The organism is Mesorhizobium sp. M6A.T.Ce.TU.016.01.1.1, from assembly GCF_003997065.1.
Lineage (GTDB): Bacteria > Pseudomonadota > Alphaproteobacteria > Rhizobiales > Rhizobiaceae > Mesorhizobium > Mesorhizobium mediterraneum.
The window spans coordinates 167,368-182,220 of the sequence record NZ_RZTJ01000007.1 but is presented as its reverse complement, the minus strand read 5'-3'; the positions used below and the strand labels follow the sequence as shown (position 1 = coordinate 182,220).

At 63.7% G+C, this 14,853-nt stretch carries 12 protein-coding genes; 8 read left to right on the top strand and 4 right to left on the bottom strand.

The features are described from left to right. The first annotated feature begins 66 nt into the window (after positions 1-66). The 6 genes from EOC94_RS16080 to lexA all read left to right on the top strand — a co-directional run bounded on the left by EOC94_RS16080 (position 67) and on the right by lexA (position 6,433). Positions 67-1,959 (top strand): SurA N-terminal domain-containing protein, encoded by a 1,893-nt coding sequence (locus tag EOC94_RS16080; protein WP_127291704.1) that lies wholly within the window; start codon positions 67-69, stop codon positions 1,957-1,959. Beyond that, on the top strand, positions 1,956-2,966 hold the full coding sequence (gene trpD / locus EOC94_RS16075; protein ID WP_127291701.1) for an anthranilate phosphoribosyltransferase: 1,011 nt from the start codon (positions 1,956-1,958) through the stop codon (positions 2,964-2,966). The genes EOC94_RS16080 and trpD overlap by 4 nt, the downstream gene beginning before the upstream one ends. 4 nt (positions 2,967-2,970) lie before the next feature. After that, the gene (gene trpC / locus EOC94_RS16070) at positions 2,971-3,822 is read left to right on the top strand and encodes an indole-3-glycerol phosphate synthase TrpC (RefSeq protein ID WP_095485237.1); all 852 of its coding nucleotides are present in this window, start codon (positions 2,971-2,973) and stop codon (positions 3,820-3,822) included. A gap of 66 nt (positions 3,823-3,888) precedes the next feature. Further along, entirely contained in the window at positions 3,889-4,386 is a 498-nt protein-coding gene (moaC, locus tag EOC94_RS16065) for a cyclic pyranopterin monophosphate synthase MoaC (RefSeq protein WP_095485238.1), read from the top strand. Next, entirely contained in the window at positions 4,386-5,591 is a 1,206-nt protein-coding gene (gene glp / locus EOC94_RS16060) for a gephyrin-like molybdotransferase Glp (RefSeq protein ID WP_095485239.1), read from the top strand. Before moaC ends, glp begins: the two co-directional genes overlap by 1 nt. 104 nt (positions 5,592-5,695) lie before the next feature. Beyond that, the gene (gene lexA, locus EOC94_RS16055) at positions 5,696-6,433 is read left to right on the top strand and encodes a transcriptional repressor LexA (RefSeq protein ID WP_127291698.1); all 738 of its coding nucleotides are present in this window, start codon (positions 5,696-5,698) and stop codon (positions 6,431-6,433) included. Here lexA and EOC94_RS16050 read toward each other — a convergent pair. After that, positions 6,427-8,871: a ComEC/Rec2 family competence protein gene (locus EOC94_RS16050; RefSeq protein ID WP_127291696.1), complete on the bottom strand. Its 2,445-nt coding sequence runs from the start codon at positions 8,869-8,871 to the stop codon at positions 6,427-6,429. The genes lexA and EOC94_RS16050 overlap by 7 nt on opposite strands. Positions 8,872-8,973: 102 nt before the next feature. On the opposite strand from EOC94_RS16050, the gene gltX reads away from it, so the two are divergent. Continuing rightward, positions 8,974-10,398, top strand: a complete 1,425-nt coding sequence (gltX, locus tag EOC94_RS16045) for a glutamate--tRNA ligase (RefSeq protein WP_126106487.1) — start codon at positions 8,974-8,976, stop codon at positions 10,396-10,398. A gap of 181 nt (positions 10,399-10,579) precedes the next feature. Then, the gene (gltA, locus tag EOC94_RS16040) at positions 10,580-11,908 is read left to right on the top strand and encodes a citrate synthase (protein ID WP_095485242.1); all 1,329 of its coding nucleotides are present in this window, start codon (positions 10,580-10,582) and stop codon (positions 11,906-11,908) included. A gap of 54 nt (positions 11,909-11,962) precedes the next feature. Here gltA and lpxB read toward each other — a convergent pair whose 3' ends face one another. Genes lpxB through lpxA form a run of 3 tightly spaced genes read right to left on the bottom strand, consistent with a single transcriptional unit; the run spans position 11,963 to position 14,841 of the window. Then, positions 11,963-13,129, bottom strand: coding sequence for a lipid-A-disaccharide synthase (lpxB, locus tag EOC94_RS16035; RefSeq protein WP_127291693.1), 1,167 nt, complete (start codon positions 13,127-13,129; stop codon positions 11,963-11,965). Then, entirely contained in the window at positions 13,119-14,021 is a 903-nt protein-coding gene (lpxI, locus tag EOC94_RS16030) for a UDP-2,3-diacylglucosamine diphosphatase LpxI (protein WP_185928246.1), read from the bottom strand. The genes lpxB and lpxI overlap by 11 nt, the downstream gene beginning before the upstream one ends. Further along, positions 14,008-14,841 carry an acyl-ACP--UDP-N-acetylglucosamine O-acyltransferase gene (gene lpxA / locus EOC94_RS16025; RefSeq protein WP_126107484.1) on the bottom strand — a complete coding sequence of 278 codons (834 nt, stop codon included), beginning with the start codon at positions 14,839-14,841 and terminating at the stop codon, positions 14,008-14,010. Before lpxA ends, lpxI begins: the two co-directional genes overlap by 14 nt. Positions 14,842-14,853 lie beyond the last annotated feature (12 nt).

The window sequence follows — 14,853 nt, the reverse complement described above, 5'->3', positions numbered from 1 at the left end:
GAAGGACGCTATTGCGCTTGTTTCAGACTCGGCGCATGCGAAAATGCGCAAAAAATCGGAAGTGACATGCTTGGTATCTTGAGAAGCGCGGCGGGGACCTGGGTGGCGAAGGCGCTGCTGATATTGTTGGTGTTGAGCTTCGCCGTCTGGGGCATTTCGGGACAGCTTCTGGGTGGTTTTGCAGGCCACGACGCGGTTATCACGGCCGGAGGCACCAAAGTATCGATCAACGAGTATCGTCTCGCCTATGATCGCCAGATCAGCGTGATGTCGCAGCAATTCGGCCAGCGCATCAGCCGCGAGCAGGCGACGGCGCTCGGCCTGGACAACCAGGTGCTGGCGCAACTCGTGTCGGGTGCAGTGCTCGATGAGCAGGCCCGCAAGCTCGGGCTTGGGCTGTCCAAGGACCGCCTGGCCCAACTCACGCATGAGGACCCGGCCTTCAAGGGCCCCGGCGGCACCTTCGACAGAAGGACTTTCGAATACATACTGCAACAGGTCGGCATGCGGCCTGAAGACTATCTCAGGAATCGCGCCCAGGTGGCTGTGCGCCAGCAGATCGTCGAGGCGGTTTCGGACGGTCTCAAGACCCCGGATACCTTCTTGAAGGCGGTCGCGCTCTATCGTGGCGAAGACCGCACCATCGACTACCTGACTTTACCGAAATCGCTGGTCGAGCCGATTGAAGCGCCGTCCGACAGCGTGCTTTCGACCTATTTCGAGGAAAACAAGAAGACCTATGCGGCGCCTGAATACCGCAAATTCTCCTATGTCAGGCTCGAGCCGCAAGACATTATGGATCTGAGTGCCGTGACCGACCAACAGGTCAGCGACGACTACAACAAGAACAAGGGGCGCTACACCACGCCGGAAACGCGCACCATCGAACAGCTCGTGTTCAAGACACCTGATGCCGCCAAGGCCGCGCTCGATTCACTCAAGACCGGCGCGACCTTCGACAAGATCGTTGCCGCCGAAGGCAAGACGCAAGCCGACACGCTGCTTGGCACGCTGCCCAAGGACAAGATTGCCGACAAGGCGGCGGCCGACGCCGCCTTCGCGCTCAACGCCAACGAGATCAGCCCGGTCGTTCAGGGCGCCTTTGGTGCGGTGCTGCTGCGCGTCACCGACATCAAGCCCGAAGTGGTGAAGCCGCTGGCCGAAGTGTCCGCCGAGATCCGCAAGGATCTGGCGTTGAGCGAGGCAAGCCGCATTCTGCTGGACGTGCATGACAACTACGAAGACATGCGCGCTTCGGGCAGCACGCTTACGCAAGCTGCCGAAAAACTGAAGCTGAAGGTCGTCACTATCGATGCGATCGATCGCACCGGCCAGAGGCCGGACGGCACCATCGTCAACGACCTGCCGGAATCGCCGGATCTCATCAAGGCGGTGTTCGACGCCGAACCCGGCACCGAGAATCCCGACCTCACCACCGCCGGCAACGGCTTCGTGTTCTACGAGGTGGATTCGATCACGCCGGCCCGCGACCGCACGCTGGATGAAGTCCACCAGAAGGTAGTGGCCGACTGGACGGCGGCGGAAACGACCAAGCGGCTCACCGCAAAAGCGGTCGAACTCGAAAAGCGTCTCAAGGCCGGCACCACGCTCGATGTAATCGCAAGCGAGCTCAAGCTCGAGAAGCAGACCAAGCGCGGCGTCAAGCGCGAGGCGGACGACGTCGATTTCGGCAAGGAAGGGGCGGCAGCGATGTTCGGCGAAGGCGAAGGCGGGACCGGGTTGATCCCCTCGCCCACCGGCGACGGACAGATCCTGTTCAAGATTGCCGAAGTCTTCGAGCCTGCCGGAGCCGACGCCAGCTCGGTGCCGGACGACGCGCAGAAATCCTTCACATCCGGCATGTCCGACGACCTGCTCGACCAGTTGGTGGCGCAGTTGCAGACGCAATACGACGTTCGTATCGATCAGACAGCCGTTGCCCAAGCCCTGACCAGATGAGCGCGCTCAAGACCCATATCGCAAAGGTCGCCGCAGGCACCGCCCTTTCCTTCGAGGAGGCGCGCGAGGCCTTCGACATCATCATGTCGGGCGACGCTACGCCCGGCCAGATCGGCGGCTTCCTGATGGCGCTGCGGGTGCGCGGCGAGACGGTGAGCGAGATTTCCGGCGCCGTCGCCACGATGCGCGCCAAGATGCTGCGTGTCGATGCGCCCGCTGACGCCATCGACATCGTCGGCACCGGCGGCGACAATTCGCACAGCGTCAACATCTCGACCGCTTCCGCCTTCGTCGTCGCCGCTTGTGGCGTGCCGGTGGCTAAGCACGGCAATCGCGGACTGTCCTCGCAGACCGGCGCCGCCGACGTGCTGACCGCGCTCGGCGTCAAGATCGATATCCCGCCGGAAACGATCAGCCGCTGCATCCACGATGCAGGCGTCGGCTTCATGTTCGCGCCGGCGCATCATCCGGCGATGAAGCATGTCGGCCCGACCCGCGTCGAGCTCGGCACCCGCACCATCTTCAACCTGCTTGGCCCGCTCTCCAATCCGGCTGGTGTCAGCAGGCAGATGGTTGGCGTCTTCTTGCCGGAATGGATCATGCCGGTGGCCGAGACGCTGAAGGCATTGGGCGCCGAACACGCCTGGGTCGCCCATGGCGACGGCTATGACGAAATCACCACCACTGGCGAAACCCAAGTGGCCGAGCTGGTCGGCGGTGAGATCCGCAGCTTTACGCTAACCCCGGAAGCAGTCGGGCTGAAGCGGCACACCAAGGACGAGTTGCGCGGCGGCGACGCCGCCTATAACGCCCAGGCGCTGCGCGACATGCTGGGCGGCGCCGCCGGCGCCTTTCGTGATACGGTGCTGATGAACGCCGGCGCCGGACTGGTGGTGGCTGGCAAGGCGACGATGCTTGCCGACGGCATGGCGACGGCGGCGCACGCCATCGACAGCGGCCGGGCGCTGCAAGTGCTCGACCGGCTGGTCGAGATTTCGAACGGATAGAGCCGTGTCTGATATCCTGCGCAAGATCGAAGCCTACAAGCGCGACGAGATCGCGGCGGCGAAGGCGCGCGTGCCGCTCGCCGAGATCAAGGCGCGGGCGAAAGACACCGATGCGCCGCGCGGCTTTCTCTCGGCCCTTGAAGCCAAGCGCAAATCCGGCAGCTTCGCGCTGATCGCCGAGATCAAGAAGGCGAGCCCTTCCAAGGGGCTGATCCGAGCCGATTTCGATCCGCCGGCACTGGCCAGGGCCTATGCGAAAGGTGGCGCCGCCTGCCTCTCGGTGCTGACCGACGCGCCGTCCTTCCAGGGCGCGCCTGAATTCCTCACCGATGCGCGCAGCGCCGTGACATTGCCCGCCTTGCGCAAGGATTTTCTGTTCGAGCCTTATCAGGTGTTCGAAGCCCGTGCGTGGGGCGCTGACGCCATTCTGATCATCATGGCGAGCGTCGATGACGCCGTGGCCAGGGAGCTCGAAATGACGGCTTTCGAGCTCGGCATGGACGCGCTGGTCGAGGTGCATGACGAAGCCGAGACGGAACGCGCGCTGAAACTGTCGTCACGGCTGATCGGCATCAACAACCGCAACCTCCGGACGTTCGAAACCAGTCTCGATACTTCGGAGCGGCTCGCGACGATGGTGCCGGCGGACCGCCTGCTGGTCAGCGAGAGCGGTATTTTCTCGCACGAAGATTGCCGCAGGCTTGATAAAAGCGACATCGGCACCTTCCTCGTCGGCGAGAGTCTGATGCGGCAACAGGACGTGGCCGCCGCAACGCACCTGCTTTTGACCGGCAAGGCGCCGGCCCATGCATCGGCCCGAAAATCGGAATCGGTTTTCGGAGAGCACGATGCATAGATTCAAAGTGTTAGAGCGTACTATGTGCGTCCAAACGGACGCACGTCGCTCTAAGGCCGTCTGACGATGACGGCTGCCCTCACCCATCTTGGCGCGAAAGGCGAAGCCAATATGGTCGATGTCGGCGACAAGGCGGAAACGACCCGCACGGCGATCGCCGAAGGTCTTGTCTCGATGCGGCCAGAAACGCTGAAGATGATCCTCGACGGCGATGCCAAGAAAGGCGACGTGCTGGGCACGGCGCGCATCGCCGGCATCATGGCGGCCAAGAGGACGCATGAGCTGATCCCGCTCTGTCACCCGCTGCTGTTGACCAAGATATCCGTCGACATCGAACCGGACGCGACGCTGCCCGGCCTGAAGGTCACGGCGCTGGCCCGCGTCACCGGCAAGACCGGCGTCGAGATGGAGGCGCTGACCGCCGTCTCGGTCGCTTGCCTGACCATCTACGATATGGCTAAGGCGGTCGACCGCGCCATGGTGATCTCCGGCATCAGGCTGGTGGAAAAGACCGGCGGCAAATCCGGCGACTACAAAGTAGACGCCCAAGAGGCAGGCCAATAATGGCGCTGCTTCCGGTTGCCGACGCGCTCGAGCGCCTGCTTGAAGATGCTGCGCCCTTGCAAGCTGAAAGCGTCACCCTGATGGACGCCGCCGACCGGATACTGGCGGAGCCGCTCGCGGCGCTCCGCACCCAGCCGCCCTTCAACGCGTCCGCCATGGACGGCTATGCAGTGCGGGCCGAGGATGTCGCCTCCGTGCCGGCAACACTTGCGGTGATCGGCATGGCGCCGGCCGGACGCGGCTTTGCCGGAACAGTCGGCCCGGCGCAGGCCGTGCGCATCTTCACCGGCGCGCCGCTTCCCGCAGGCGCTGACACCATCGTCATCCAGGAGAATGTCCGCGACCTCGGCGGCGGCAGCATCGAAGTGACCGCGTCGACAGTTGAAGGCCGCAACATCCGCCGCCTCGGGCTCGATTTCTCGAAGGGCGACGTTCTGCTGGAGAAAGGCCGCCTGCTTGATCCGGCGGCGTTGTCGCTGGCGGCGTCGGCCAACCATCCGCAGGTCAGCGTGGTGAAACGGCCGCTGGTCGCCATCATCGCCACCGGCGACGAATTGCTGCCGCCAGGCAGCGACCTTGGCCCGGACCAGATCATCTCGTCCAACGCCTATGGCGTCGCTGCCGCGGCCCGCTCGGCCGGCGCCAGCGCGCTCGACCTCGGCATCGCCCCCGACCGCAAAGAGGCGATTGCCGCGCTGGTGAAAAAGGCGGTTAACGCAGGGGCTGACGTCATCGTCACGCTGGGCGGCGCCTCGGTCGGCGACCACGACCTCGTCCACGACGTGTTGACCGGCGAAGGCATGACGCTCGATTTCTGGAAGATCGCCATGCGGCCCGGCAAGCCGCTGATGTTCGGCCGGCTGGGCGACATCCGCTGCATCGGCCTGCCCGGCAATCCGGTGGCGAGCCTGGTCTGCACGCAGCTCTTCCTGAAGCCGCTGCTTGCGCGGCTTGGCGGACGCGCCTACCGGCAGGACATGCGTCAGGCGCGGCTCGGTGCCGCCATGGCGGCCAACGATATCAGGCAGGACTATGTACGCGCCGTGGTGAAGGAAGACGCGGGCACGCTCAAGGCGACGCCGTTCGGCATCCAGGATTCCTCGATGCTCAGAATGCTGGCCGACGCCAACGGGCTGATCGTGCGCGAGCCATTCGCTCCCCCCGCCGCGACAGGTGCCGCCTGCAGCGTGCTGATGCTACGCTGAACAAAACGTCAACGCATTCATTAAACTTTAAACAGTTGCGGAACACAACTGGAACAGATAGTGTTTGTTCTGGGTTTGTTTTTCTGATTCTGTCGGGGGTCGCGATGCTGACACGCAAACAACATGAGCTGCTGATGTTCATCCACGAGCGGCTGAAGGAAAGCGGCATTCCGCCCTCGTTTGACGAGATGAAGGAAGCGCTCGATCTCGCGTCCAAATCGGGAATCCATCGGTTGATCACGGCGCTGGAGGAACGCGGCTTCATTCGCCGGCTGCCCAACCGCGCCCGCGCGCTGGAAGTGCTGCGCCTGCCCGATTCGATCGCGCCCGGCCTCAATGCGGCGCGCAAATTTTCGCCGAGCGTCATTCAGGGCAGCCTTGGGCAGGGCAGCCTCGGCCGACAGATCAAGCCGGCGCCGTCTCGCATGCCTGCGGCCGGCAATGACGACGACGTCATTGCCACTGTCTCCATCCCGGTGATGGGCCGCATCGCTGCCGGTGTGCCGATCGATGCCATCCAGCACCAGACGCATTCGATCTCGGTGCCACCGGACATGATCACAGGCGGCGCGCACTACGCGCTGGAGGTCAAGGGTGATTCGATGATCGAGGCCGGCATCTTCGACGGCGACACGGTCATCATTCGCAACGCCGACACCGCCCAGCCTGGCGAGATCATTGTCGCCCTGGTCGACGAGGAGGAAGCGACGCTGAAGCGGTTCCGCCGCAAGGGCGCCTCGATCGCCCTGGAAGCCGCCAACCCGGCCTATGAGACGCGCATCTTCGGGCCGGACCGGGTCAAGGTGCAAGGCAAGCTCGTCGGATTGATCCGACGTTACTGAACGGCAGCTTTCTTGGGTTTCTCAGGCTTACGGTATGGCGGCAGGCCCCTCGCCTCGCGCGAAAATCTCCGCTGCTCATGCCAAGGCCTATATGGCTGTTTGACGGCAAAACGGATTTCTGCGCGCGTCGTCGCCGATAGCGGATCGAAAAAGACGGCGGCACTGCCCATGCGAGCGAGCTGCCGTTTGGTCACGACGAGGACCAGCGGGTTGCGGCAGGGATTATAATAGGCCGTGGCATCGTCGATGACGATCAAGTCCGCAAAGGCACAGGCTGGCCGCGCGATTTTGCGGTCGTCGGCGAGCGCGATGATCGCGCCGGACGGATGCCGGGCGAGGCACAGGCCGGCAGTGCAATAGAAAGGCGCTCCCGGCGGCAGGTCGGCCGGGTCGGCGATGTCGAACCGCACGTCTCCTTTTTCGAACGTCTCCGGCTCGACAATGGTCGCTGAAGTCAGCGCATGTTTCCAGTTGTCGGTGGTGAATTCGTTCGAGCGCACCCGGTTGACGGCAAGTTCGCCGCCGCCGATCGGCAGCGCCACCAGATGCGCATCCTCCGAGATCAGCACGTCGGGGGTTCGCGTCTCGGAAATCGTCAGCAGGCCGGCAAGCGCAAAGGGAAGTGCCGCAAGCCGCAACCATGTCGTCGCCATCGTGGCGATGACCAGGGCGACCGTCACCAGCAGAACCGACTGCAACGAAATCAGCCCGACTGCATCGACCGGCGAACGTTCGGAGATCCATCCCGATATTGCAATCATGGCCGTCAGCCCCTTGCCCATCATGTCGAGGAAAGGTCCGTCGAAGCCGAAAGGCATTGCCAAGGCGCTGACGACCGCCAGGAACATGACGACCGTGACGATCGGCATGACGGCCAGATTGGCAAACAGACTGAGCGGCGAGACGCGCTGGAAGTGCCAGATGGCGAAGAGCGCGGTGGCGCTCCCGGCAATGATGGAGGTCATGGCGATGGTGCCTGTTCCAGCGACGAGCTTCCGCGTGACGAAAGCGGCCGGTGACCGTCGTTGTGGCGGCGCCGTGGCCTTGTCGGCACGATAGTCGGACCAGCCGGCATAGGCGCCCACGAGAGCCGCGGTCGCGGCGAAGGACATCTGGAAGCTTGGGCCGACCACCTCGTGCGGCGACACGACGATGACGGCGATGGCTGAAATCGTAAGATTGCGCATGGTGAGCGCAGCCCGGTCGAACAGCACGGCGACAAGCATTACCGCCAGCATGATGAAGCTGCGCTCAGCCGCGACCACGATGCCGGAAAAAATGAGATAGGCAGCGATGGAAAGGAGTGCGGCTGCAGCCGCATATTTTTTGACCGGCCGGCGCGACGAAAAATCGGGAAACAGCGCAAAGGCGCCGCGCAGCAATCCCATGATGGTGCCGGCGACAAGCGCCATGTGCAGGCCGGAAATGGAGATGATGTGGTAGATGCCGGTGCGCCGCATCGATTCGTTGATCTCTTCGGGGATGCCGGTACGCACGCCGACGATCAGCGCAGCGGCAATCTCCCCCTCGGCGCCACCGATGCTGTCCCTGATATGGTCGGCGATGGTTTCACGCGCCTTTTCGATCGACGAAGAAAGGCGCGCTGCTAACGGTGCATCTTCGGAAGCGACGATCTTCGGATTGCCGAGGAAAAAGCCACTGGCGCCGATACCGGCGAAATAGCTGTCAAAGGAGAAGTCATAGCTGTCGGGCCGAACCGGGCCAGTCGGAGGCAAAAGCCTTGCATAGCCGGTTGCCACCGAGCCTGCGGTCATCTCAGCGGGAATTTTGCGTGCCGAAACCCTGACACGTTCCGGTGCATAACGCAGTGTCGGCCGGGCGGTCGATATCACGTCGAGGGTCAGCCTGATCCGGCCGTTCGCCATCTGGTCGAGCCTGACGACGCGGCCGGTGAGTTGGGTCTGGATTACCGAACCGAGCATCTGCGTTCCCGCGCGCCAGGTTTCAACCTTGGCGGCGAGCACACCGAGCGCGCACAGCAACGCTGCCATGAAACACAAATGTGTTTTGCGCCATGACCGCGTGACCGCTGCGCACAATGCCGTGAGGACCACCACGGCAATGGGCTGCGGAAAGTCCGGTTCCACGGCAAGCGAGAAATAGACGATCACTCCGGATGCCAGGAAAACCGGCACCAGCAGGAAGGCGACGCCGCGGTCGAGCTCCATGCCCGCCGCCGAAACCACGCTGTTGCGGATAGCGGATAGTGAAAGACAGCGGAAATGAACGACAGGCCCGGGTATTGGAGCCGGTATTGGCGCGGAGCGGTCCGGCGAGAGAGGCTGGATGCCGGGGTGCGACGCAGGCAGCGAAACGGGTAGCGGCTCGACGGGAGAAACGTCGGCAAACAGCGATCGTTCGCTGACGCTCGCGATCGCGCCCTCGCTCTCGTCCACGCCGCGGCCTGGTCCAGCCATCGGGTCTGCCCCTTGCGCCCTTGACCTCCTATGCTACATGAACGCGCGACGCGCGAAAGTCCGCGCAACCACATCGGTTTCCTGCACTTACCCGAGAGTTCCATGTCCGACAAGGTCGTCACCCGTTTTGCCCCGTCGCCCACCGGCTTCCTGCATATTGGCGGGGCCCGGACGGCGCTGTTCAACTGGCTGTATTCGAAACACACCGGCGGCAAGATGCTGCTGCGCATTGAAGACACCGATCGTGAGCGTTCGACCGATGCGGCAACCGCCGCCATTCTCGAGGGGCTCTCCTGGCTCGGCCTCACCTGGGACGGCGAGCCGGTATCGCAGTTCGAACGCGCGCCGCGCCACCGCGCTGTCGCCGAGGAGCTGGTACGCCTCGGCAAGGCCTATTACTGCTATGCGACGCCGGCTGAGCTGGAGGCGATGCGTGAGAGCGCGCGGGCCAAGGGGCTGCCTCCCCGCTATGACGGCCGCTGGCGCGATCGCGACCCGTCGGAGGCGCCGGCCGGCGCCAAGGGCGCCATCCGCATCAAGGCGCCGGCCGACGGCGAGACGGTGGTGCATGACCTCGTGCAGGGCGATGTCCGCTTTCCCAACAAGGATCTCGACGATTTCATCATCCTGCGCTCGGACGGCAATCCGACCTATATGCATGCCGTCGTCGTCGACGACCATGACATGGGCATCACCCACATCATCCGCGGCGACGACCATCTGACCAATGCCGCCCGCCAGATGGTGATCTATCGAGCCATGGGCTGGGACGTGCCGTCGATGTCGCATATCCCGCTGATCCATGGCGCCGACGGCGCCAAGCTGTCGAAGCGGCACGGGGCCCTCGGCGTCGAAGCCTATCGTGCCATGGGCTATCTGCCCGAGGCACTGCTCAACTACCTAGCGCGGCTCGGCTGGAGCCACGGCGACGACGAGATCATGTCGATCGCCGACATGATTGCGTGGTTCGACATCGGCGACGTCAACAAGGGAGCCGCCCGCTTCGACTTCGCCAAGCTCGAGGCGCTGAACGGCGTGCACATGCGCCGCATGAACGACGCCGAATTGCTCGATATCTTCATCGCCACCTTGCCCTATCTCGAAGGCGGCCCGGCGATCGCCGCGCGCCTCGACGACACGCGCAAGGCGCAGTTGCTTGCCGCCCTGCCCGGCCTGAAGGAGCGCGCCAAGACGCTGGTTGAGTTGGCCGACGGTGCCGCCTTCCTGTTTGCCGAGCGCCCGCTGCCGATCGACGAGAAGGCGGCTGCATTGCTCGGCGGTGAGGCGCGCGAGATCCTGCGGGGCGCGCACGTGGCGCTGAAGACGATTTCAGGCGACTGGACGGCCGAAGCGGCGGAAGCCGCGATCCGCGAATATGCGCTGGCCGGCGGCCATAAGCTCGGCGCCGTGGCCCAACCTTTGCGTGCCGCGCTCACCGGCAAGAGCACCTCGCCCGGCGTGTTCGACGTGCTTGCCGTGCTTGGTCGCGAGGAAAGCCTGGCGCGCGTCGCGGATCAAATCGATTAGCAAAACTGGCCCAAGAAGATTGGCATTGAAAGGTGGGTTTCGCAGTGCAACATTAGGTCTTGGCCCAATTTGGCACGCAAATCCAATTGCGGGCGCAAACGCGCGGACTCCGATCCTTTCGACGTGTTGCGTTGCAGATATTTCGCCTTTGCCGGCATGAGAAAACCAAAAGGAGTTTGCAATGTCCGAAGCTGCGACAAAAATGGAATTTGGCGGCAAAACCCAGGCGTCGACTGCAAAACTTGAGTTCGGTGGCAAAACTCACGAACTCAAGGTGCGAAGCGGCTCGGTCGGACCTGATGTCATCGATATCGGCTCGCTTTACAGCACCACCGGGGCCTTCACCTACGATCCCGGCTTCACGTCGACGGCAAGCTGCGAGTCGGAGATCACTTTCATCGACGGCGATGCCGGCATCCTTTTGCATCGCGGCTATCCCATCGACCAGCTGGCCGAGCATGGCGACTTCCTCGAAGTCTGCTATCTCTTGCTCTACGGCGAATTGCCGACCAAGGCGCAGAAGGACGATTTCGACTACCGGGTGACGCGCCACACCATGGTGCATGAGCAGATGTCGCGCTTCTTCACCGGCTTTCGCCGCGACGCGCACCCGATGGCGGTGATGTGCGGCGTGGTCGGCGCGCTGTCGGCCTTCTATCACGATTCCACCGACATCTCGGACCCGTATCAGCGCATGGTCGCATCGATGCGGCTGATCGCGAAAATGCCGACGATCGCGGCGATGGCCTACAAATATCACATCGGCCAGCCCTTCATTTACCCGAAGAACGAGCTGAATTTCGCGGCCAACTTCCTGCATATGTGCTTTGCCGTGCCATGCGAGGAATACAAGATCAACCCGGTGCTGGCCCGTGCGATGGAGCGCATCTTTATCCTGCACGCCGATCACGAGCAGAACGCCTCGACATCAACCGTCCGCCTCGCCGGCTCGTCGGGCGCCAATCCGTTTGCCTGCATCGCAGCCGGCATCGCCTGCCTGTGGGGACCGGCCCATGGCGGCGCCAACGAGGCGGCCTTGAACATGCTGGGCGAGATCGGCCATGTCGACCACATCCCGGAATTCATCGCCCGCGCCAAGGACAAGAACGACCCGTTCCGGCTGATGGGTTTCGGCCACCGCGTCTACAAGAACTACGATCCGCGTGCCAAGATCATGCAGAAGACGGCACATGAGGTTCTGGGCGAACTCGGCATCAAGGACGATCCGCTGCTCGACATCGCCATGGAGCTGGAAAAGATCGCGCTGACCGACTCCTATTTCATTGAGAAGAAGCTCTATCCGAACGTCGATTTCTATTCCGGCATCACGCTGAAGGCGCTGGGCTTCCCCACCACCATGTTCACGGTGCTGTTCGCAGTCGCCCGCACCGTCGGCTGGATCGCGCAGTGGAAAGAGATGATCGAGGATCCGCACCAGAAGATCGGCCGCCCGCGCCAGCTCTATACAGGTGCGCCGGAACGCGACTACGTGCCGATTGCGAAGCGGTGAAAAGAAAAAGTGAGTAGTGAGTAGTAAATAGGAATTTTCTTCACTACTCACTACTCACCCCTTGATGTACTTCATCACGACCCCCGCTGCGATGTCGCCCGAAGGTCTGTCGACGGCCATGCGTCTGGCCACCTCGGCAAAACCGTCCTTCTGCCATGCGCGATAGGGGGTGTCGGAAAACAGCGCCTCCAACTGCCGCGCCAGATAATGCGGCCGCACATATTCGTTGTAGTTTTCCGGCACGAGGGGGCGGTCGGCGATGAGATTTGGCAAGGCGGCGCTCCATACGGTGATCAGGCGCTGGGCCATCCGCATGACCGGATCGAGCCGGTAGCAGGAGATCATCGGCACACCCGACAGCGCCAACTCCAGCGACACCGTTCCCGATGCGATCAGCGCCGCATCGGCCTTGCCGAAGGCCTGCCATTTGCGCTCGGGATCAAGGATGATCTCCGGCTTCTCGTCCCAGCTTGCGACCGAAGCCCTGACCAGGTCGGCGACATGCGGCACAGTCGGCAACAGCAGGCGCAAGCGGTGTCCGCGCGCGCGCAGGATCGAGATCGTCTTGCCGAACGGGCCGACCAGCCGTCGCACCTCGCCGCGACGCGAGCCGGGCAGCACAAGCAGCGTCTTCACACGATCGTCGGACAGATCGCGCGGCAGGCTTTGCGCCTTGGCAGCGCCGAGCACGCCCGGATCATGTGTGAGGCGATGGCCGACATAGGTGCCGGGCGGACCGCCGAGGCGTGCGAGCTCCTTCACTTCGAAAGGCAGGATGCAGAGGATATGGTCGACATACGGTTTCATCGCCACCGCCCTGCCCGGTCGCCACGCCCAGACGCTCGGGCAGACATAGTGAACGATCGGGATCGTCGGATCGGCGGCGCGAACCTTCTTCGCCACGCGCAGCGAAAAATCCGGGCTGTCGATGGTGATGAGACAGTCGGGCTTTCCACCGGCGACCGCGCTGGCCGTCTGGCTGATCCGCCGCATCAGGCGCGGCAGGTCGCGCAGGATGGCGCTCAAGCCCATCAGCGCGATCTCGCCGCCGTCGAAGAGCGGCGTGAGGCCGAGCGCCTGCAAATGGCGGCCGCCGATGCCGACGAGCCGGACCTCGCGGCCGGTCGCGCGCTTGAGCGCCTCTACGATGTCGGCACCAAGCAGATCGCCGGATTCCTCGCCGGCAACGATGGCGATCTTCAGCGGTTTGTCAGTCGCCATGCGCCGGCTCCGCAGCGGGCAGGCCAATCACGAACAGGCCGAGCGCATTGGCGCGTGCGACGACGGTGGGGCCTTCCAGAACCAGCGAGCGGCCGGCTTCGACGGCAATGCCGGCAAGTCCGGCGGCATGCGTCGCCTCGATCGTCTGTGGGCCGATGGAGGGCAGGTCCGCGCGCAACTCCTGGCCGGGCTTGGCGCATTTGACCAGGACGCCGCGCGTTCTGCCGGCAAGTCTGCCATGGCCGCGCAACTGCCTTGTTCGATCAAGCAATCCATCGGTGCCCTCGACGCCCTCCAGCGCGATGGCGCGGCCGCCGATCGCGACAGCTGCCTGGCCGATATCCAGCGCACCGATGGCCTTTGCCGCCGCATGTGCCGCTTCGATGTCGCGCCAGTCGGATTTGCGCGGCGCTGCCTTGGTCAGCGTCCCTTCGGCCGCGACCAGTTCCGGCACGATCTCATGGGCGCCGACGACCTTGACCCCACGCGCCTCCAGAGCCCGCGTCAAAACCTTCAACAGACCGTCGTCACCACGGGCAAGCGCCATGACCACCGACGGCGCCACAGCCAGCAAGCCGAGGCTCGGGCGCATGTCGATCAGTCTCGGCCGGCGCCTGATCTCGCCGGCAAGGACGAGATGGCTGATCCGTCGACGCCTCAGTAACGAAGCCAGCGAACCGATGTCTTCCAGAGCGAGGCTCTCATGCTCGTAGCCGCTGAGGTCGGACTTGCGGTCGACTTCGCCCTCGATCAGGATAATGACGGGCGGGTAGCCTTGTCCGGCCAGGCTGATCGCAACTTCGACCGGCAAACTGCCGCCGCCGGCGATGATGCCTACCCTGGCATCTGGCGCAAGATCAAGGCCCGTCCGGGTGGCCTCAATCTTCGTCATCTGCATCGTCGCCGTCGCCACCCCTAAGCGACGGGACGGCATAGTGCCGTTTGCCGCGACTGGCGATGAAATCGATGATTTTCATGGCGGTCGGTGACGAGGCGAATTCCGCCTTGGCGAACTCGACGTTTTCGCCGACGGTTCGGGAGCGATCGAAGATCGTCCTGTAGGCCTTTCGCAGCGTATGGATCTCGGAGCGCGGCAGGCCGGCGCGCTTCAGGCCGATGATGTTGAGGCCGCGAAGTTTGGCGCGATTGCCGACGGCGATGGCGTAGGGAATGACATCGCCTACGATTGCCGAGCAACCGCCGAGAAAGGCGTTGTCGCCGACGCGGACAAACTGATGAACGGCGGTGAGGCCACCGATATAGACGTTGTCGCCGATCTCGCAATGGCCGCCCAACGTCGCTCCATTGGCGAAGGTGGCGTTATTGCCGACGATGCAGTCATGGGCGATGTGGGCGTAGGCAAGGAAGTTGCCATTGTCGCCGATCGTCGTCTCGCCGCGGCTGGAATCGGTGCCGAGATGCATGGTCACGCCTTCGCGGATCGTGCAGTTCTCACCGATGACCAGCGTGGTGCGGCCGCCCTTGTGCTTGGTGTTCTGCGGCGGCGCGCCCAGTGTCGCCATCGGATAGACCTTGGTCGACGCGCCGACGGTGGTCGCGCCCATTACCGAGATATGGCTGACCAGTTCGACGCGGTCGCCGATCACTGCGTCGGCGCTGATGTGGCAGAACGGCCCGATGCGGACGCCTTCGCCGATTTTAGCGCCTGCCTCGATGACCGAAGATGGATGGATCACTGTCTGGATTTTCATAAGCATTCGATC

Bases quoted from the DNA above. Each gene is read 5' to 3' on its own strand.
- EOC94_RS16080 (WP_127291704.1), top strand. From the start codon at position 67: ATGCTTGGTATCTTGAGAAGCGCGGCGGGGACCTGGGTGGCGAAGGCG.
- trpD (WP_127291701.1), top strand. From the start codon at position 1,956: ATGAGCGCGCTCAAGACCCATATCGCAAAGGTCGCCGCAGGCACCGCC.
- moaC (WP_095485238.1), top strand. From the start codon at position 3,889: ATGACGGCTGCCCTCACCCATCTTGGCGCGAAAGGCGAAGCCAATATG.
- glp (WP_095485239.1), top strand. From the start codon at position 4,386: ATGGCGCTGCTTCCGGTTGCCGACGCGCTCGAGCGCCTGCTTGAAGAT.
- lexA (WP_127291698.1), top strand. From the start codon at position 5,696: ATGCTGACACGCAAACAACATGAGCTGCTGATGTTCATCCACGAGCGG.
- EOC94_RS16050 (WP_127291696.1), bottom strand. From the start codon at position 8,871: ATGGCTGGACCAGGCCGCGGCGTGGACGAGAGCGAGGGCGCGATCGCG.
- gltX (WP_126106487.1), top strand. From the start codon at position 8,974: ATGTCCGACAAGGTCGTCACCCGTTTTGCCCCGTCGCCCACCGGCTTC.
- gltA (WP_095485242.1), top strand. From the start codon at position 10,580: ATGTCCGAAGCTGCGACAAAAATGGAATTTGGCGGCAAAACCCAGGCG.
- lpxB (WP_127291693.1), bottom strand. From the start codon at position 13,129: ATGGCGACTGACAAACCGCTGAAGATCGCCATCGTTGCCGGCGAGGAA.
- lpxI (WP_185928246.1), bottom strand. From the start codon at position 14,021: ATGACGAAGATTGAGGCCACCCGGACGGGCCTTGATCTTGCGCCAGAT.
- lpxA (WP_126107484.1), bottom strand. From the start codon at position 14,841: ATGAAAATCCAGACAGTGATCCATCCATCTTCGGTCATCGAGGCAGGC.